Source organism: Nocardia sp. NPDC004068, assembly GCF_042874315.1.
Classification (GTDB): domain Bacteria; phylum Actinomycetota; class Actinomycetes; order Mycobacteriales; family Mycobacteriaceae; genus Nocardia.
In genome coordinates, this window is the sequence record NZ_JBIAMW010000019.1 from 20,897 (window position 1) to 38,508 (window position 17,612).

General features: G+C 62.3%; 19 protein-coding genes, 1 tRNA gene and 1 pseudogene. 19 read left to right on the forward strand and 2 right to left on the reverse strand.

Going from position 1 to position 17,612, the window contains the following annotated elements:
• Nucleotides 1–247: 247 nt before the first annotated feature.
• From ACFYTQ_RS33390 to ACFYTQ_RS33400, 3 genes are all read left to right on the forward strand, one after another.
• Complete coding sequence (locus ACFYTQ_RS33390; RefSeq protein ID WP_387369541.1) at nucleotides 248–448, forward strand: hypothetical protein; 201 nt, start codon at nucleotides 248–250, stop codon at nucleotides 446–448.
• Between the two features lie 6 nt (nucleotides 449–454).
• The gene (locus tag ACFYTQ_RS33395) at nucleotides 455–652 is read left to right on the forward strand and encodes a hypothetical protein (protein WP_387369543.1); all 198 of its coding nucleotides are present in this window, start codon (nucleotides 455–457) and stop codon (nucleotides 650–652) included.
• A gap of 79 nt (nucleotides 653–731) precedes the next feature.
• Nucleotides 732–1,289 carry a hypothetical protein gene (locus ACFYTQ_RS33400; protein WP_387369545.1) on the forward strand — a complete coding sequence of 186 codons (558 nt, stop codon included), beginning with the start codon at nucleotides 732–734 and terminating at the stop codon, nucleotides 1,287–1,289.
• Between the two features lie 80 nt (nucleotides 1,290–1,369).
• Here the strand turns inward: ACFYTQ_RS33400 and ACFYTQ_RS33405 are convergent, their stop codons facing one another.
• A complete protein-coding gene (locus ACFYTQ_RS33405; protein ID WP_387369547.1) occupies nucleotides 1,370–2,965 on the reverse strand; it encodes a hypothetical protein in 1,596 nt (531 codons plus the stop codon).
• A gap of 158 nt (nucleotides 2,966–3,123) precedes the next feature.
• On the opposite strand from ACFYTQ_RS33405, the gene ACFYTQ_RS33410 reads away from it, so the two are divergent.
• From ACFYTQ_RS33410 to ACFYTQ_RS33485, 16 genes and pseudogenes are all read left to right on the forward strand, one after another.
• Nucleotides 3,124–3,753: a hypothetical protein gene (locus tag ACFYTQ_RS33410; protein WP_387369549.1), complete on the forward strand. Its 630-nt coding sequence runs from the start codon at nucleotides 3,124–3,126 to the stop codon at nucleotides 3,751–3,753.
• 364 nt (nucleotides 3,754–4,117) lie between these two features.
• The gene (locus ACFYTQ_RS33415; RefSeq protein WP_387369551.1) at nucleotides 4,118–4,675 is read left to right on the forward strand and encodes a hypothetical protein; all 558 of its coding nucleotides are present in this window, start codon (nucleotides 4,118–4,120) and stop codon (nucleotides 4,673–4,675) included.
• A gap of 107 nt (nucleotides 4,676–4,782) precedes the next feature.
• A complete protein-coding gene (locus ACFYTQ_RS33420; RefSeq protein ID WP_387369552.1) occupies nucleotides 4,783–6,000 on the forward strand; it encodes an OmpA family protein in 1,218 nt (405 codons plus the stop codon).
• On the forward strand, nucleotides 5,997–7,532 hold the full coding sequence (locus ACFYTQ_RS33425) for a hypothetical protein (protein ID WP_387369554.1): 1,536 nt from the start codon (nucleotides 5,997–5,999) through the stop codon (nucleotides 7,530–7,532). Before ACFYTQ_RS33420 ends, ACFYTQ_RS33425 begins: the two co-directional genes overlap by 4 nt.
• Before the next feature lie 2 nt (nucleotides 7,533–7,534).
• Nucleotides 7,535–7,786 (forward strand): hypothetical protein, encoded by a 252-nt coding sequence (locus ACFYTQ_RS33430; RefSeq protein WP_387369556.1) that lies wholly within the window; start codon nucleotides 7,535–7,537, stop codon nucleotides 7,784–7,786.
• Nucleotides 7,783–7,989, forward strand: coding sequence for a hypothetical protein (locus ACFYTQ_RS33435; protein ID WP_387369558.1), 207 nt, complete (start codon nucleotides 7,783–7,785; stop codon nucleotides 7,987–7,989). Before ACFYTQ_RS33430 ends, ACFYTQ_RS33435 begins: the two co-directional genes overlap by 4 nt.
• Nucleotides 7,990–8,193: 204 nt before the next feature.
• The gene (locus tag ACFYTQ_RS33440; RefSeq protein ID WP_387369560.1) at nucleotides 8,194–8,430 is read left to right on the forward strand and encodes a hypothetical protein; all 237 of its coding nucleotides are present in this window, start codon (nucleotides 8,194–8,196) and stop codon (nucleotides 8,428–8,430) included.
• Nucleotides 8,417–10,612: a type IV secretory system conjugative DNA transfer family protein gene (locus tag ACFYTQ_RS33445; protein ID WP_387369562.1), complete on the forward strand. Its 2,196-nt coding sequence runs from the start codon at nucleotides 8,417–8,419 to the stop codon at nucleotides 10,610–10,612. The genes ACFYTQ_RS33440 and ACFYTQ_RS33445 overlap by 14 nt, the downstream gene beginning before the upstream one ends.
• The gene (locus tag ACFYTQ_RS33450) at nucleotides 10,609–11,613 is read left to right on the forward strand and encodes a replication-relaxation family protein (RefSeq protein WP_387369564.1); all 1,005 of its coding nucleotides are present in this window, start codon (nucleotides 10,609–10,611) and stop codon (nucleotides 11,611–11,613) included. Before ACFYTQ_RS33445 ends, ACFYTQ_RS33450 begins: the two co-directional genes overlap by 4 nt.
• Nucleotides 11,610–12,242, forward strand: coding sequence for an MT-A70 family methyltransferase (locus ACFYTQ_RS33455; protein ID WP_387369566.1), 633 nt, complete (start codon nucleotides 11,610–11,612; stop codon nucleotides 12,240–12,242). The genes ACFYTQ_RS33450 and ACFYTQ_RS33455 overlap by 4 nt, the downstream gene beginning before the upstream one ends.
• A 91-nt stretch (nucleotides 12,243–12,333) precedes the next feature.
• The gene (locus ACFYTQ_RS33460; protein ID WP_387369568.1) at nucleotides 12,334–12,759 is read left to right on the forward strand and encodes a hypothetical protein; all 426 of its coding nucleotides are present in this window, start codon (nucleotides 12,334–12,336) and stop codon (nucleotides 12,757–12,759) included.
• Nucleotides 12,760–12,871: 112 nt separating this feature from the next.
• Complete coding sequence (locus tag ACFYTQ_RS33465) at nucleotides 12,872–13,330, forward strand: hypothetical protein (RefSeq protein WP_387369570.1); 459 nt, start codon at nucleotides 12,872–12,874, stop codon at nucleotides 13,328–13,330.
• Nucleotides 13,323–14,027, forward strand: a complete 705-nt coding sequence (locus ACFYTQ_RS33470) for an antirestriction protein ArdA (protein ID WP_387369571.1) — start codon at nucleotides 13,323–13,325, stop codon at nucleotides 14,025–14,027. Before ACFYTQ_RS33465 ends, ACFYTQ_RS33470 begins: the two co-directional genes overlap by 8 nt.
• A gap of 126 nt (nucleotides 14,028–14,153) precedes the next feature.
• Nucleotides 14,154–14,564, forward strand: a complete 411-nt coding sequence (locus ACFYTQ_RS33475) for a helix-turn-helix domain-containing protein (RefSeq protein WP_387369573.1) — start codon at nucleotides 14,154–14,156, stop codon at nucleotides 14,562–14,564.
• 120 nt (nucleotides 14,565–14,684) lie between these two features.
• Nucleotides 14,685–15,422 (forward strand): ImmA/IrrE family metallo-endopeptidase, encoded by a 738-nt coding sequence (locus ACFYTQ_RS33480; RefSeq protein ID WP_387369575.1) that lies wholly within the window; start codon nucleotides 14,685–14,687, stop codon nucleotides 15,420–15,422.
• Nucleotides 15,423–15,481: 59 nt separating this feature from the next.
• A pseudogene (locus ACFYTQ_RS33485) lies at nucleotides 15,482–16,525 on the forward strand (recombinase family protein); the annotation flags it as partial.
• Nucleotides 16,526–17,222: 697 nt separating this feature from the next.
• On the opposite strand, the gene ACFYTQ_RS33490 reads toward ACFYTQ_RS33485, so the two are convergent.
• Nucleotides 17,223–17,307: transfer RNA gene (locus ACFYTQ_RS33490), tRNA-Leu, on the reverse strand.
• Between the last annotated feature and the right edge of the window lie 305 nt (nucleotides 17,308–17,612).

Below are 17,612 nucleotides of genomic sequence, written 5' to 3' on the forward strand. Positions count from 1 at the left end.
CCCCTACGGTTTTCGTGCCTGACCTGGGCAAATTCACACGCTAGCCCCACGGTACCCCAACGGTAACCCGTACCGCCCGAAAACCCCTGTGGGCCAAGGTCAAAAGCGGTACCCGGCACCGGGCCGACGCCGCGCCCCCAAAGCGGCGTACCAGCCCCCGGTGAGCCGGGGCGGGTAGCGAATGCCCCCGGTGCCGGGTACCGCCCCGTTTCCGCCCGACCCGGAGGTCCCGATTGCTATGCACGCCTTGGCCATGCACCAGGCGGTCACGCTGACCGAGCAGCAATGTCATCCAGCACCCGAGGTGTCGTTCACCGTCGATCAGGCGCACCGTGTCATGCAGTTCCATGTCGCCTGCCGGGCGATCCGCTGCCCACGTAAGGCCGCCGCGCTCCAGGCGCTGGTGGCCGCCGGCCTCGTGGTGCCCTCAAAGACTCACCCGAGGTGATGCGGTGTGACGATCCGCCACCCCCGTCACCTCCACATCGAGCTTGGCACCCTCCGCCTGGACTACCAGGCCGGTGCTGAGCAGGCCCAGCAGGTCGCCGAGGAACTGGCGGCTGCTTTCTCCGAGGTGGAGCTGACTGTGACTGTCGATGACGACGTGTGGCCGGATCTTCCGCCCCTGCCGTGTGCGCAGCTGTGGGACTGACGACCGGCTCGGCCTTCTTCCCCTTCCCCGTTATCTCTCGAATGTTGTTGTCTCTCAATTTTTCTCAAGGAGATTTCGCATGTCACTGCCGTTCCAGCGGATGGGTTCGCTGCCAGGGGTGTGGGCAATGCCTGCGGTCGAAGCGCAACCAGGATGGCCGTTGCCGGATGCGGGAGTGTTCCTGCGGGTGTTCTCGGGTGCGATCAAACCGAGCACGGTGCTGCTGCGCTGCGCCGTGGGGTATATCGGTATCTGGCAGGTGATCTACGAGCAGGGGCGAAACGCCCCGGATGCGGTGCACGAGCAGCTGGCCCTGCTGACGTTCGCGATCGACCACGAGGCGGGCGGACACACCAGGGAGATCCCGTTCGTCGCCGGCGCCCCGATGAATCCAAGCTCCTACGGCGAGATGGTGTCGTGGCTGTCGTGGAAGTACCTGCTCACGGCCCGGCGCCAGGATCTACCCGCGCACCGCGAACATGATGCGGCGCAACTGGTTCGACACATCGAGGCGTTCGATCGGCTGGTGGGTGATGTCCAAGCGGGCCGCGTGCGGCTGCCCGAGCGGGCGACGGAGGTGTATCCGCCGAGGACGATTAGGGCGAATACTGGTGGTCAGCATGGTCGATCGAGCTGATGGCGGCGTCAGATCCGTTGCAACACAGAAACTTTGTTTACTCATAGACGCATCCTGTCATCGTTGCGTATCCGAACATCTCAGAACGAGTTGAGATCCGAGCGGGGCGGCCATGTACCGGCATCGCTGACCGCCAGGATCTTTGATGGGTCATTGCGGTCGACAAGCACCAGGCCACGTATCCGGCTGTTCTCGTCGAGCGGGACGTTGAATACCAAGTCACCCTCCTGAATTGGGTTACCGTCCGCGTTGAACCGCAGCGGCTTGAAGGCGGTTTGCCCTGCGTCGAGGGTCGTGTACTCCCAGAACGTAGCGAAGCCGTCGTAGGTGTAGTGCAGCCCGTCAGGCATATCAATTCGCATTGCGTCACGATGGGCGTTCGGTGGGACCGCCCACATCACCTCACCCTTCCAGGTGACGATATTTGGATGGTCACCGTTCTTGGCTGTCGCCGGCGGTGGCTGCCACCAGTCGCGAGGGTTTCCGGGCGTTGAGACGAGCAACCGGAGCGCAGCGTTCGGCGTGATCGAAATATCCACTGTGTGCGAGGAGCGGTTGAAGATCAGTGGGCGCATCTTGATCTGACCACGCCCCGGGATCGAATCCACACCGTTCGCTGCGTGGAAGATGCCGAGGCACCAGTACACCACGCAGATATCGACGTCGGGCTCTGCGACTGCTGCGGCAGGCAATGAGTCATCACACGTGTTACTCGGCGAGAGGGATACACCGGGTGGAGCGGGCGCGGTCGAGCTGGACGTCAGCCCGGCCATCGTGCTCGTGTGGCCACTACCTGAGCCGCGATGAACGAAGATCACTATCCCGCCGATCACGAGCGTGAGGACGGCGCCAGTAGCTACGAGATGCTTCCAGCGCCGTTTCAGGCTCGATCCCGCGTCGCTCGTGGCTGGCGGTGCCTCCTCTGTTGCGTCGGTGTCGGGGGCTGGTGCATGAAGATCGTCTTCGGCGGGATTATCGTCCGGTTCGGGACCGACGGCATCTGGCTGGAGTGGAGTTGCTGGGTCGTCCCCAACGGCGGGCCTGCGCGCGGCCAACTCCTGCATCTTCGCGCGAGCAGCTTCGATAACGCGGCTGCACGTTTCCTCGTCAGTGAGTTTCTCGACTAGATGTTCAACGTAGGCTGTCAAAAAATCACGAAGGCTACGGCTTGAGTTCTTGGGATCTTCCGAGTCGTAGAGCTGACGGCGATTAATCCACAATATGTGGGTAGCGTAACGCTGTCGCCCGGACGTCCAGTCGTTGTCGTCATCGTTGCCGTAGCTCTTGTCGGGATAGTCCTTGAGCAAGCGCATCATCACGCCAATTGCCCAAGCTTTCTCTTCTTGTCCCAGTTCCTCGACGGTTCGTTTTCTACCCGCGCGAGAATATTCCAATTCAGGCTCGGCCGGATGGGCTTCCAGAAGCGGTATATAAAGGACTTCCGGCTCCCGTAGGTCCAGTGACGTATCTTGCAGGCACTGTGATATGAGCGCTTGTAGATTAGTCAATGACTTTAAAAGCTCGCTGTTCAGTGTGCCCGAACCATCGACGACAATTCCGCGAACGTCGCTCTTGCTGCCGACCTTGGTCAGCCAGCAACGCTTCAGCTCCTGGGCAACCGCCGCTTTAAGCTGCTTGTCGGGATCGGGAATTTGCAAGGGTGGCGACTCAGTCATGTGCCCCTCATCTACACGTTCGCGCTAACCGGGCTTTAAGTGTATCGAGCGTTACCGCATCTCGTTACGTCCCCCTTGAACAAACAACCAGCTATTTACTTAATCTAACGATTATGTTATTACAATCACTGGGCGCGCATCGTGAAAGGAGTTTCCCGATGACGCAAAAAGAGAAAGCTCAATTGTTTTTGGGTGTCACATCCCAGGAGCGGGCAGGCCAAGTATTTCGCCGTGTTCTCGGCGAGCACGATAAGCGAGTCGTTTTGAACGTCGCAGTACAGATAACGGCTGCCCGCGATGAGTTCTTCGCACATTGGCAGCACTATGCGGATTGGACTGAAGATGGTCCGGAGAACACGCCGACCGACCTTTGGGAATACTTCGATTCGTGGCTCGCTAGTCTGCGGACAACCATGTTCTCGGGCACGCCATTCCCGTGGCTCAATCCGGAACGGGCCGAGGAGGTCTGGCACGAGTTCGTTCAACTGGTGCCGACCATCTACGTCGCCATCATCGACGCGCTCCTGAAGGATCCGACGAAGCTGGACTATATCGAGCGGGACCCTAAAACCCGCGAGGAGATCGACCGTGCATCTCGCCGCATAGTCGACGTGCTGCCGCACTTCTGGCAACACGACGAGGAGCAGCCGAAGGCCACACCCAAGGAGACTGAACTTGGTGGAATCGTCTGGCTCGTCGCCGGGTGCGGCGGTAGCTGGCCAGTGGTCAACTACCGATCTCCTGTCGATCGCAGCGAAGTCCACAAGTGGGGTCCGGCCTCCTCGTAGCCAACAGGCCGCATCCGGCCTGTCTATCACCACATCCATCCTGCGCGCCCACGCATGCCCGCACCCCGATACCGGGGCGCGGGCTTCTCCTTATCTGCAAAGTGTCCGCAAAGCGCGGCGCGAACCTGAATCAGTTAGGTCTCGGCGCTTTGCGCACGCTGCGCAACTTTGCGGGCAATCGTCCACCAATCGAGCTGACCTGCAAGAAGTTTTGGATCTACCCGCAAACCGGATCGCGTTTGGCACGCAAGTTTGCGGTTGGTAAATCTGGATCTTGTCCACGTAGGGGCGCTGTAGCTCCTGTTCAGCAACACGTCGTTGCACCCTCCCGGCCATCAGGCCGACACCTCCAAGGAGCACCCGCATGTCAAGCAAGCCCACCAGCTACGTCCGGATCGGCCTGTCCGACGACCTGAAGCCGCTCGTGCCACCCGGCGACGATCCGGCCGCAGCTTCCGCGATCGCCAACTACGCACTCACTCAGCAGGCTGCCTTCGACACCAAGTTGCGCCGGTTTCTGAGCGGCCACCACGATGCGGCACCGACCACCGCCGCGCACGCCCGGGAGCTCACCGGCTGGATGAGTACCGGTCTGCTGGAGTGGATTCGGCGGTGGCCACGTGAGGCCGTCGAGGCCGATGCGGACTTCGACGCCGCCCACCAGGACGCCATCGCCACCTCGGCGCTGGCCGCCACTAAGCCCACCGGCAGCGGCCTGGCCGTGCCGGAGGGTGACGATGCCGAGACCGTCTACGAGATCACGGCCTTCGTCTTCCGGAACATCCGCGAACTGCGCGCGAAGATCACCATCTTCGCCAACACCAACTACGCCGCCGCTCCGGCCAGCGCCGATCACGCCTGGGAACTGTCCACCGGATACCTGCGGCTGCTCGCCCTCTGGGCGATCGACTGCTGGCCATAGTGATGCGTACTGCCTGGTGCTGGACGGCCATCCAGCACCAGGCCATTCACGCCATCCGAATTCATCCCTCGCCCAAGCCTTCCAATACCCAGCCAAAGGAGTTCCGCATGACCCCTCCCACCGTAGCCCCGGCCGTTACACCCGACGGAAGGATCGGTCGTCGCGTCCGCGCCGGCTTCGCCGCAAGCGCAACGATCGTCCTGTCGGTGGTCACGTTGAGCGGCGTCATCGGCTGCACCGCGATCTCTGCGGACAAGGTGCCGACCGCCATCACCCTCGTGGCCACCGCCACCAGCGCCGAACCGCGCGTGGCCCTGCCGGATTCTCTCGTTGCCGAGCTGACCGACATGACCAAGCAGTCCAAGCGCAGCGGCGACGCCACCGTGCGCGTGGTGTCCTCGGCCACGGGTGCTATCAGTACGAAGGACCTGACGCCCACCCGGCCGAACGGCCAGGTGCAGCACGCCACTGCCGACGCCGATCGCCAAATCGACGCCTCCCTGCATGAACTGGCGAACACGCTTACCGGTGCCCGCGCCGATGCGCTCGGCCTCGATCTGCTCGGCCTGCTCGACCGCGCCAGCCAACTGCCCGGAGACATCGCGGTCATCTCTTCTGGGATCAGCACGGTCGCACCGGTCGATCTGCGCGTCATCGGGTGGAACACGAAGCCGGACAGCGTTATCGACAGCATTGCCCGGCAAGGCCGCATGCCCAGCCTAAGCGGTCGTCATGTGACGTTCCATGGCCTTGGTATCGCTTCCGGATCACAGCCGGGCCTTCCGCCGTTCGCCCGCAGCGTGGTCGAACAGCTCTGGGTCGGGATCTGTCAACGGGCCGAGGCGGCCAGTTGTGTTGTCGCGCATGACGCGCCGTCCACGGTGGCACCTACGGCCACATTGCCTGTGCCGGTCGTCCCGGTACCCGACGCCATCACCGAAGGCGGTTGCCCAGTGTGGGCGAGCTTGAACGATTCGGCGCTGCACTTCGCCCCGGAGAGCGCCAGCCTGCCGGCGAATGCCGACGATGCTCTCCGCCCGATCGTCCAGTCCGTTGCCACGTGCGACATCCAGTCCATCGACATCGCCGGGCATGTCGCGGACATCGGTAATGGCCGCGACGATGGCGATCTGTCCGGCCAGCGTGCCCGAGCCGTCGCCGATCGGCTTGTCGCGCTTGGTCTTCCAGCCAGTCAGGTCGGAACTGTGACTGGCAAGGGCGCGAGCGAGCCGGTGGTGCCGAACTTCACCGGCGGCGTGTTCGACGAGCTGAAGGCCCAGCAGAACCGCCGCGTCGAGCTGACGTTCCACCGGGCGGCTCCATGAACGACGTCGATCCGAACTCCCAAAATCCCGTATCCCTCAACCAGATTGGAGACACCACCATGACCATTCAACCCACACTGCCGAGCAACGGCCACCATCTGGACGCCGTCGAGGTGCTGCCCTCGGCGATCACCACGCCGCCGGCGGAGGCCCCCGCTCCGTTCGTCAAGCACGAAGTGCCAAGGCACCACATCGCCTGGTCGCTCCTCGGCCGTGGCCCGATTCCCGCCAGCTGGCTCACGATGGTGCTGGCGCTGGTGACCGAGCAGTGGCGTATCGGGCGGGTACGCGACGCGGATCGGCTGAGCAACCTGGAAGCGCTGGTGACCAGTAAGGGGATGGCCGGGGCTACGAAAGCCCGCGACCGGGGCGTCGAACAACTCGGTCAGCTGGTCGACCAGGCGGCCAGCATGGAGGCTGAGACGGCCACGCTGCGACAAGAACTCGACCGCGTCGATGAGACGCCGGTCCACGGCATGCACGCCGAGGTGCTGACTGCCACCGAGGCTGAGCAGCGCATGGACACGGTCAGTGCGGTGGTCACCGAGGAGCGCGATGACGGCAGCCTCAAGCATCGGCGCGTCCCGGGCTGGCTGCGCCGACTGGCGCCGCTTGCCATCGTGCTGGACTTCCCGGTCCTGCTGTACTTCATCGGCGAGGTCTTCAATGTCGACTGGGCCGGGGTCTCTGGCGGGAACCGCTCGGCGATCGGGCAATCCATCGTGCCCCTGATCACCTCCGTCGTGTTCGCGCTCCTCGGTACTGCGGCCGTGGCGATCGGCTTGCACTTCTTCGGCCGGGATCTGAAGGGCTACAAGGGCCATGACGGGCACATCGAGTTGCCGGATGGCAAGGCGCGCGTCATTCCGCTCACGTTCCTGGTCTTGTCGATGACCATTGCGGTCGGCGCCGGAGTGGTCATGGCCTACCGGATCATCTCCGACAGCCTGAGTGCAGGCGGAAACGTCAGTGGCGCGGCCATCCTGGGACTCTTCTTCTCGCTCATCGTGATCGTGCTGAATGTGGTCGTGTTCTCCGTGCACTACCGCGACGGGTCGCTGCTGACCGACGAGATCGACCACTTGGCCGGCCAACTGGCGGTCGTGGCATCGACGCGCCGCGAGTTGCAGCGGCGGATCGACCAGCATAGGAGCGAATTGGGCCAGGTGCGCCTGAAGGGCGAGCGCATCCACGCGCAGACGCTGGCCGTCATGGGCGAGGCGATGAAGGCGGCCGATCAGGTGCGGCTCATCGCGCGCAGCTACCACCAGGGCTGCGGCGCCGAAGCCGACATCGTCGAACAGCAGGACCAGCCGCTGCGGGGCTTGCTCCTGCCGGACTCCACGGTGGATACGTCGGTGTTGGACGGGTTGCTGAAGCAGTTGACGCCGAAGCCCGAGACCACTGATCCGGCCCCAGGTGTCGACATTCAGCCGATCCCGAAACCGTTGAGCGGCACCTCTGTTGGCGACAGTGCCGCCCTCGCTGCCGTCGATGGTGCGGACGATGACGACCTCGGTGGGGAGTGGTGAGGATGGACCATTCCACGAACCACCGCGTGGTGCTGAATGAGCTGCAGCCGAAGGTGCCCCAAGGCGACGAGCTCGAAATGTGCAGTGAGTTGGTGAATTTCGTGGTGAGGCGCAGTTTGCGCCTCACTCGCGAGATCCAGCGCTATGCCGGCGAACGTGAGGATCTGGCACCGACGAGCAGCCGTCTGGCCTTGGCCTTCGCCGGAATCGTGGCGAACGAGGCGATCGACTGGGTACGGCGGTGGCCCAGGTGAGCGGCGATTCCCCGTCCGGCATGATCGAGCAGTTCAAGCGGGCCTGCATCAGTATCCTGCTCGGCGTGATCGCCATCTACTTCGCGGTCAGCCTGATTCAGTCGATCTGGCCGACGCTGGCGACGATTCTCGGGGTGGTCGGGCTTATCGGGCTGGTGATCGGCGGGATCATCCTGTGGCGCAAAATGCGCGCCGGGTGGTGAGCGAAATTTTTCAAACAAACCAGATTTTCCACCGCTGTCACCGGCGGCCGTTTCGGTGTTGTAGTTTGCTCAAACTCTATTGCCTGGTGAATTAATTCACCGCATAGTAGAGACAGGATCTGGTGAAAATATTCACCGGCTAGACCGGCGATCATATTAGCCGTTGGCGATCAATAGAAACGTAATTCTAAGAGGAGGACTGCTATGTCTAAAACAGGACGATCAAATTACCGTCGAGCCGATCGGGAGCAGCGTCACCAGGCGAAACTCGAACGACGGATCTACGTACGAACGGTTCACCGTGAGCAGCCAGATATCCGCCTGCTGGGGAAAGCCTTCCTCGCACTAGCGTTGGCCGATGCTGCTCGCACTACCGACGCGAACACCAAGACCGAGGAATCCAGCGCAAATCAGAAGGAGGCCGATCATGACAGTAAGTGATAACGGCACAGAATTGACCGCCGATTCCTTGGTCTGGCAGCTGTTGTTCTGGCCCAGCCCCTTTCGTGAAGGAGCCGCGACATCGCTGCTCCGCCACTGGGCCGCCCAGAAGCACGCGCCCCAGCTGATCCTCGAAGCCCGCTCGACCAGCGATGGCGTGGAATACCTCGTCGGTAGCCAGCTTCGACACGCCCAGGGTGTTCGGCGATCGGTTGAACAGCTGGTCTCCGGTTCGGTGGTGACGCCGTTCGACACCGAGGAGCGCGGCGACATCATCACGGCTCGCCGGTTGAAGTTGACCGCCACAGATTGGCCCTTAGAGCCGGTCGACCGAATCGCCTCGGCCCGCTCCATCCTGAGTGCGCTCACTGCGGTGAAAGGTACTGAGCGACTGGTGATCCAAGTCGTCCTCGGGCCACGCCGCCAGCCGATGCTGCCCCCAGTCGAACCACCACACGGGGGACACCAGTCGATGGCCTCGAAGGTGTGGAGCGGCCTGTTGCCGGATAAACGGCCGAACGCTCGGCAGGCTCTCATTCGCAAGCTCGGCCAGCATGGCTTCTCGGCCGTGATTCGGATCGGCGTTGAGGCCGGCACCGCGGAGCGACGGAAGTCCTTGCTGCTGGGATTGGCGGCGGCCATCGGGACAGTGGAAACCGCCGGGGTGCACTTCAAGCTGGCTGATGAGAAGGCTGGGAAGATCAATGAGCCCAAGGCGACGTGGTCGATCCTTGCACCTTCTCAACCGCTGAGTGTGCCGGAACTGAGTCACCTCCTGGCTTGGCCAGTCAGCGACCACGATGAGCGCTTCCCCGGGCAGCCGCCGCTGCACCCGAAACCGGTCCGGCCGACCCCGGCGCTGCTGTCCGGTGAGCGGGTCATCGCCGAGGCCAGCGCGCCGGGCATCTCCGGCACAGTCGGCTACGACGCGCTCGACAGCATGCGCCACACGTGGGTGATTGGACCGAACGGCACCGGCAAATCGACACTGCTGCTCAACCTGATTGTCCAGGACCTCGAAGCCGGGCGCCCGGTGGTCGTGATCGAACCCAAGGACCTTGTGTCCGACATCCTGGCTCGGATTCCAGCGGAACGGGCCGGCGACATTGTGCTCCTCGATCCGCTGGATGAGGCACCTGTCGGCATCAATCCCCTGGCGTACAGCGAGGGCCGTACCCCTGAGGTGATCGCCGATTCACTATTCGGCACGATCCACGCTATCCACGGTGACCTCGGCCCGCGTTCGGCCGACATCCTCCGAAACAGTCTGGAGGTGCTGGCCAAGCGCGACGACGCCAGCCTGGCGATGTTGCCGCTCCTGCTGACCAACCCCGGGTTCCGGCGGTCACTTACGCAACGGGTCATCCGCGATGATCCGTTCGCGGCCGGGCCTTTTTGGGCCTGGTTCGACGCGCTGTCACCGGAAGCGGTCGACACGAAGATCGCTCCGCTCTCGAACAAGCTGCGTCCGCTGCTCACCAAACAACTGAGAGCGGTGCTGGCGCAGCGCAATCCGAAGTTCAATGTGCGGCAGGTGCTGCGTGAGAAAAAGGTACTGCTGGTGCCGCTTCAGAAGGGTGTCATCGGCCCGGAGGCGGCGCAGCTCCTCGGAGCGATCATCCTCGCCGAGCTCTGGCAGGCGATCCGCGAGCGCGCCGGCACACCGGAGCACACCCGCACGCCGGTCATGGTCTACATCGACGAGGTGCAGGACTACTTGCGCCTACCGACTGACCTCGGGGATGCACTCGCTACCGCCCGTAGTCTCCGGGCTGGATTCCACCTGGCACACCAGTACCAGAAGCAACTACCTCCGGCGATGCTCGATGCCTTCCGAAACAATGCCCGTAGCCGGATCACCTTCCAGCTGCAATCCGGCGATGCCAAGGACATGGCCACCGGGCAATCGGTGCTCGCGCCTGAGGACTTCGGCGCGCTGCCCGCGCACCACGTCTACCTCAACCTGATGCGCGACAACACCGTCCAGCCCTGGGCCTCGGGCGTCACGTTGCCACCGCCACCTGAAACCAGCGACCCGAACGAGATTCGGCGCCTGAGCCGCGAACGCTACGGCCAACCGCTGGACGAGATCGAAGCTGGGTTCGCCGAACTGCTCGATCAAGTGAACGGCGGCACTTCCTCGGCCGGAAGCGCGGGTGGGCGACGCAGGAGGCAAGCGTGAGCGGGATCGCGGGCGTCGGAGGCGCTGCCGGTAGGGGCCATCTCGATGGCCGTCTCGCCTCGACTCATATTCCAGCATCCTCGCCGGTCAGCCCCGAATTTCGCGTCCTGCTGGACGCGAATGATGGTGCCCATTCGGGCACCACACACCAGCAGCCGACCCGTCGTCGGACTCGCCAGCCCATTCGTGATCTGTCTGCCGTAGCCAAGCAGTTGAGCGAACGTGACTGGGCCATCGTGCGCTCAGTAGCTGAGCATCGGTTCTTGACCGTCCGGCATATCGAGACATTGCATTTCGGCGATCTGGCTCTGGTATCCGGTCGGCGCAAGGCGCAACGGACGCTGGCGAAACTTCGGCGGCTCCGTGTGCTGGACAACCTGACCCATAGGGTCGGTGGCCTGGCGGCCGGGAGCAACGGCATGGTCCATTTCGTCGACGACATCGGCCAACGCCTGCTTCGCCGTGAATCCGGTACGGTCGTCCGGCGACGCTTCCACACCCCGACTGAGCGGTTCCTCGACCACCAACTTGGCATTGGCGATGTCCATGTGGCGCTGGTCGAGGCCAATCGTGGGGAGCGGTTGGAGCTACTGAAGTGCGACATCGAACCCACTGCCTGGCGAGACTACGTCGGCGTCGGTGCTGCTCGCCTGACACTGAAGCCGGACCTCTACATCGAAACTGCAAGTACGCCCGGCAGCGAATACGTCGACAGCGCCTTCATCGAGGTTGACATGGGTACCGAGAGCATTCCGACTCTCATCCGCAAATGCTATGAGTACGAGGCATATTGGCGCCAGGGCATCGAGCAGGAACAGAACGAGGGTGTCTTCCCACTGGTGGTGTGGAGCATCGCCGCCGAGACATCGTCCAAGGCTGAAAAACGACGTGAGGTGCTGCGCCGAGCGATCGACAAGGACCGCAAGCTGCGCTCGGAACTGTTCCGGGTCATCGCACCCGACGAACTTGTTCCGACCATGCAGAAAGGAGGTGGCCTATGACGAACGCCAAAGTTGTTGCACTGAAAAAGAGTTCGGAACCTCAGAGGCGCTACCGCACCATCGTGGCCGACCCACCGTGGGATATCTATCAGCATGGCAACCACGGTGCCGAGCAGCACTATCCGCTGATGGATCTGAACTGGATCAAGGCCATGCCAGTCGCCGATCTTGCCGAAGATGATGCGCACCTGTGGCTATGGGTCACCAACGCCGCACTGCCCCATGTCTTCGACGTGATGAACGCCTGGGGTTTCACTTACCGGTCACCGCTCACTTGGGTGAAGCTGCGTATCCAACGAGGCATCTATCTTCGAAATGCCAGCGAGCAGCTGGTGTTCGGTACGAAGGGGCGCGCGCCGGTCAATTTCCGCGCCCAGCCAACCTGGATGATCGCCCCGGTACAGGAGCACAGCCACAAGCCGGAGGAGCAGTACGCGATCATCGAACGGGTCAGTCCGGGACCGTATTTGGAGCTGTTCGCCCGCCGGCCCCGGCTCGGATGGGACGCCTGGGGTAACGAGATCGACTCCGACATCGTGATTCCCGGGTATCCGGTGCCATCCGATGGAAAGCGGACGCGTGGACCCCTCGGTCATCCTCGCGCCCGCTACCGCCCCCGAGCCGGGTGAGCCTAACAAGACCGACTCATCGGTGTCGTGCGGCCGTTTCCGTAAGCGCAGCATGCGTTTACCGGCCGCTCGCACCGAGGAGGTACGAACCATGCCCGAACCGTCGAACCGGGAAATCACCCTGGCAATACGGATCGACCCGGCGCGGCATACCCAGTTGACCTGGATTGCCGATCTGCGAGGCCGAAGCCTGAAGGCTGAATGCTTCGACGCCGTCGACGCCTGGATCGAGGCTGCCAAGAATGACCCTGATCTCATGGCCAGGGCCAACGCCGCACGGGCCGCCATCGAAGAAGAGGCCCGCACCCGGCAAGCAGCCATCGACAATCTGTTCACCGCCACCCCACCGCCTCCACCGGACGACGACGAGACCGATGATCTCGCGCTCGTGCCAGAGGAATCCCGAACCGACGACGCAGCCGCGTCCGAGGCAACCGAAGGTGACCAGCCACAGAGCAGTCGCCGCGGACGGGGTCGTCGCGGACAACAGGCGGAAGGCGGATCGGCCGACAGCTGAGCCTGGCTCAGCACCTGGTGTCAGAGGCCGGCGGACAGCGGATCGAGGGAATGCACACCCTCTCCGCTGTCCGACCGGCCAACACAACAACATAACCCGAGAGGAGGTACCTATGAGCGAAAAGCTCCCAAATACCAACGAACACAACGACTACGAAGACAACGGCCCCACTCACGCGAATGAGACCCAGGAGGCGAGTCCTACCCCTGTCGTCGAGCATGACAGTGAGGCCGAGTGGCAGCTTCGATGGGCCGTCAGCGAAGCGCTGCTGAGAGCCGTCTATGACGCCGTCGAGCGGCCCGGCGAGCATATCCGTTCGGCCGCGGTCACGGTCGCTATCGAGGTGGTGCAGGCCACCCGTGCATTCGATCTGCGAAGCGAAGACGACCAGCGCGCCTTGGCGGCGCGGGCTGACTACGTGGCCGACCGGATCATCGAACTGGCCGGCGCCTACGACGACCTGACCACCAGCGATCTGCAAGGAGCGGTCGAGGCGCTGTCGCTGCGGCTCGTACGGAACCAACTGCCGATCGGCGACACCGAACAGACGGAAGGGGGTGATCATGAATGAGCGATTTCCGAAGGTCGACGCTCGCAGGGACTACCGCGATGACGGTGCGGTTCCACGCGCAGCCGAATCGACTGTCGACAGCGAACACAACCAGGAGCAGGAGCCCCGTCTCAACCCGCGCATCTACGTCACCGCCGGCCTGCCGCTACGGGCGGAACTGACGAAAGGCACCTGGCTCGCCATGGCGAGGGATCCGGGTGTCGTTCGCGCTGAACTATTCGCGGTGCTTGGCGAACCCCTCGATCACGGGATTGATCGGTTCTACATCTGGGATGACCAGGATTTCGGCGACTTCGACGTGACCACCGGGGCTATCGGGCTGGAAGATGTTCACAGCCTTGAGCTGCTGTCGCAGGTGGCACGCGGCATCGCCCAGCACGGCCCGGCGTTCGCGGCCTGGGCGAGTCGCTACGAGGACGAGCCTGCCCAGTTCGATCGTTTTGCTGCTGCGTACAAGGGGCGTTACGAGAATATCGCCGACTATGCAAGGCAGATGGTTACGCCGCTGAACCTGGAAGATCGGCTCAGCGGAGCATTGCCGTCCGGTCTGGATGAATTTGTCCGCATTGACTATGAGGCTATGGGGCGACAAATGGCGCACGACACGGATCTGGTAATAATTCCGGCGGCTGACGGTGGGGTGTGGGTGTTTGGTGAGGGAGATGCCCGTAGTCTCGACGCTGCACTGGATAAATAACCGACTCGACGAGAATGGATGAAACCCATTCCCTGAAACTGTTGTGGAATTGTGTTGAATTGCCGAAAAGCGTTGAAATAATTCCCCAAATAGAGGTATTATTCAGGTACGAATGGGGGCAATGTAATGAACGAAGATTTGCACAGTAACGAAACCGGTGATATTGCCAGATTGGGCAGATTGATTCAGTCGAGGCGTGAAACACTCGGGCTTTCAGTGCGGGAAGCCGCGCGCCGCGCAGAAGTCGACAAAGGCACCGTCTCGCGGATCGAGCAAGGGCTTATCCCGAATCCGAGACCGGACAACATCAAGGCCATCGCGCAGGCGCTGCGCGTGCCAGTCAGTGACCTGTTCGCTGTGGCAGGGTGGACGCCCAAGGGGGAACTTCCTGCGTTGCGTCCTTACCTCCGCACGAAGTACAACCTTACCGTGAAGGAAGCGAAAGAGATCGAAGAAGACTTCGCTCGCATTGCGAGGGAAAAAGGTATCAGCTTCAACGAGTACGACGGACCGATCGGCGGTGAGGATGAGGACTGAGCTCCAAGTGTCTGCGGTCATGTTCGGTGTTTAATAATTCCTTAATGTCATAATAAGTAGAAAGAAAGGAGTGAATCGTATAGACGGCAACACTTGAATCCTTGGAAGGAGGTGACATTGATGCACGACGCACAATCAACAGTAAACAACCTGGGAACATTGCTGGATCGGCCAGGGAAACGCACTTCTCGGCAACCGGGCCTCCTGCGGGAGTTGCGGGCGCTCGTACCTCGCCGCCCGGATGTCACCTACGCGGAAGCCCTGATACTCGCTGAACTGCAAGCCGCCAAGCTCTGGGAGCTTTGCGCGGTCGACGAGGGTCCGGTGCCGAGTGAGGTTGTCACCGAACTGCCGAGGCTGCGCGTCGAGCGGACGCTTGGCAGCACCTCTGGCGCGAGTTTGTGGGACCAGGGAGACGGCGAGTGGGTGATCTACCTCAATCGCTTCGATTCCTGGCGACGCCAGCGATTCACCTTGTTCCACGAGTTCAAGCACATCATCGACCACGGTCGCAGGCACGTCCTGTACGCCGGACCCGGTCACCACGACCCGGGCGTCGAAGCCGAACGCGCAGCCGACTACTTCGCAGGCTGTGTTCTCGTGCCAAAGAAGTTCCTGAAACGTGCATGGGGAGAGGGTATCCAAAAGGTGGCCGACCTTGCTGGTCTCTTCGGCGTCAGCGAAGTGGCGATCGAGGTACGGCTCCGGCAGACCGGGCTCCGCGACTGTGATCACCGTGAAGAAACCGGCGTTGTGCGACACGCAATTGGATGGCAAGCACAGTGCCAAGGCCGTCGTGCCGGCGGCACGTGGTGGCCGGATCTGTCACCGTTAGATTTTGTAAGGAGTTTGCAATAAGTGCATTCAATACATAATAGAACCTCAAATGGCGCAGTAACGAGATAAGAGGTCAGAACATGACACGAAATACATTCGAACCACTCGATTCAGATTCGGTCGCTTCGAACCAGCTACTCAAAACGGCGGTGTCCTATCCGCGCGTTTCCACCAAAGAGCAAGCTGAGAAGGATGGCGACCCCGACGGGTACTCCCTGCCCGCGCAGCGCGATGCCAACCGGAAGAAGGCCGCGTCGCTTAGGGCGATCGTGGTCAAGGAGTTTGTGGAACGGGGCGAGAGCGCCAAGACCGCTGACCGGCCCAAGCTTCAGGAGATGCTCGCCTACATCAAGGAGCATCCGGTCGATTACGTCATCGTCCACAAGGTCGACCGCTTGGCGCGCAACCGGGCCGACGACGTCGAGATCCACATGGCCATCAGAGCCGCTGGTGCCGAGCTGGTCTCGGCAACCGAGAACATCGACGAGACACCGAGCGGCATGCTGCTGCACGGCATCCTCAGCTCCATCTCGGAGTTCTACTCCCGCAACCTCGCCACCGAGGTCTTGAAGGGTATGACCGAGAAGGCACGCACCGGTGGCACCCCGAACCGAGCGCCCCTCGGCTACCGCAACGTCGGCGTTATCAACGAACAAGGAGCCGAAATCCGTACCGTGGTCGTGGACCCCGAACGTGGTCCCCTGATCGCCTGGGCCTTCCAGGCGTATGCGACCGGAGAGTGGACGCTCAAGCGGTTGGCGAAGGAACTGGAGATCAAGGGGCTGATCACCCGGCCGACGCCGAAGCTGCCATCCAAGCCGGTGGAGTTCACCAAGCTGCAAACGATTCTGCGCTCGCCGTACTACAAGGGAGACGTCGTCTACCGTGGCGCAACGCATCCCGGTCGACACACCCCGTTGGTCGATCCGGTCACCTGGCAGCTCGTACAGGCCCTACTGACCTCGCGCGTCAACGGTGAAAAGCAGCGCGAGCATCCGCACTACCTCAAATCGACCATGTTCTGCGGCGGATGCGGCAGCAGGCTCATCGTCACCCACGCCAAGAACCGGCATGGCACTGTCTACCCGTACTTCGTCTGTCTGGGGCGGCACCAGAAGTCGAACGACTGTCAGCGCCGGGCCGTCCTGATCGACCGCGTCGAGGAACTGATCGAGGAGGAGTACAAGACCATCCAGCTCGCTCCGGAACTGCGCGTGCAGATCGAAGCTAGCCTTCGAGGTGAACTGGCATCCAGCCGGAAGACCGCCGACCGCGAAGCCCGGGAGTTGGACACACAGAAGAAGCGCCTGCTCGATCAGCGCGGCAAGCTGCTGCAAGCCCACTACGCCGGAGCGATCCCGCTCGACCTGATGAAACAGGAACAGGACCGCATCGCTGAACTGTTGGCACACATCGAGGTTCGCTTGGAAGCCAGCCTGCTCAACATCGAGGTCGTGGAGCACAACCTGCGCACTGCACTGAACTACGCCAGCAACTGCTTTGCTGGCTACCAAGCCGCTGCCAGCAGCGTGCGTCGCCTGTTCAACCAAGCGTTCTTCGAGAAGGTCTACCTCGAACAGGACTACGTCCGCATCGAGCTGGCCGAACCGTTCAAGACCCTGCTCGGCGGCGAGCTGATCGCCATAGGCGCGAGCCACGCCGAAGCGGGTGCTGTCGATCGAGCCGGTGGCATCGACCCGGCCGACCAACGGCCGGCGGTAGACGGAGTCGAGCTGATGGACGTCATCAGCAGCGCGCGTCCTAGCAGCTCAGACTCAAAAAAACCTGCACCGATTGGTACAGGTTTGAAAGGCGATGGCCTGGTGCGCGAGGGGGGACTTGAACCCCCACGTCCGAAGACACTGGAACCTAAATCCAGCGCGTCTGCCAATTTCGCCACTCGCGCGTGATGGTACGGCCGTCCAAACTCTACCGGGCTTGACCGGGTTCGCGAAGAGGTGGAGGGGTGTTTCCTACTGGTGAGTAAGGCCACCTGGGATTATAACAATTGAGTAACGGGCAATGTGAGGGGTCCTCGGGTTTCCTACGCGTGGGTAAGGGGGTGGGAGCAGGGGGTTTGAAACATGAGGCGGGGTCATGTTTCGGAGGATTCTTGGACGGGTGTACCGGAATACTCGGAGGTAACCCTTACACCGCGGAAGGAACATGAGGAATCCCTCATGATTCTGTGTCATCCTCGGCTCTATTCAG

Bases quoted from the DNA above. Each gene is read 5' to 3' on its own strand.
- ACFYTQ_RS33400 (WP_387369545.1), top strand. From the start codon at position 732: ATGTCACTGCCGTTCCAGCGGATGGGTTCGCTGCCAGGGGTGTGGGCA.
- ACFYTQ_RS33405 (WP_387369547.1), bottom strand. From the start codon at position 2,965: ATGACTGAGTCGCCACCCTTGCAAATTCCCGATCCCGACAAGCAGCTT.
- ACFYTQ_RS33410 (WP_387369549.1), top strand. From the start codon at position 3,124: ATGACGCAAAAAGAGAAAGCTCAATTGTTTTTGGGTGTCACATCCCAG.
- ACFYTQ_RS33415 (WP_387369551.1), top strand. From the start codon at position 4,118: ATGTCAAGCAAGCCCACCAGCTACGTCCGGATCGGCCTGTCCGACGAC.
- ACFYTQ_RS33420 (WP_387369552.1), top strand. From the start codon at position 4,783: ATGACCCCTCCCACCGTAGCCCCGGCCGTTACACCCGACGGAAGGATC.
- ACFYTQ_RS33425 (WP_387369554.1), top strand. From the start codon at position 5,997: ATGAACGACGTCGATCCGAACTCCCAAAATCCCGTATCCCTCAACCAG.
- ACFYTQ_RS33430 (WP_387369556.1), top strand. From the start codon at position 7,535: ATGGACCATTCCACGAACCACCGCGTGGTGCTGAATGAGCTGCAGCCG.
- ACFYTQ_RS33440 (WP_387369560.1), top strand. From the start codon at position 8,194: ATGTCTAAAACAGGACGATCAAATTACCGTCGAGCCGATCGGGAGCAG.
- ACFYTQ_RS33445 (WP_387369562.1), top strand. From the start codon at position 8,417: ATGACAGTAAGTGATAACGGCACAGAATTGACCGCCGATTCCTTGGTC.
- ACFYTQ_RS33455 (WP_387369566.1), top strand. From the start codon at position 11,610: ATGACGAACGCCAAAGTTGTTGCACTGAAAAAGAGTTCGGAACCTCAG.
- ACFYTQ_RS33460 (WP_387369568.1), top strand. From the start codon at position 12,334: ATGCCCGAACCGTCGAACCGGGAAATCACCCTGGCAATACGGATCGAC.
- ACFYTQ_RS33465 (WP_387369570.1), top strand. From the start codon at position 12,872: ATGAGCGAAAAGCTCCCAAATACCAACGAACACAACGACTACGAAGAC.
- ACFYTQ_RS33470 (WP_387369571.1), top strand. From the start codon at position 13,323: ATGAATGAGCGATTTCCGAAGGTCGACGCTCGCAGGGACTACCGCGAT.
- ACFYTQ_RS33475 (WP_387369573.1), top strand. From the start codon at position 14,154: ATGAACGAAGATTTGCACAGTAACGAAACCGGTGATATTGCCAGATTG.
- ACFYTQ_RS33480 (WP_387369575.1), top strand. From the start codon at position 14,685: ATGCACGACGCACAATCAACAGTAAACAACCTGGGAACATTGCTGGAT.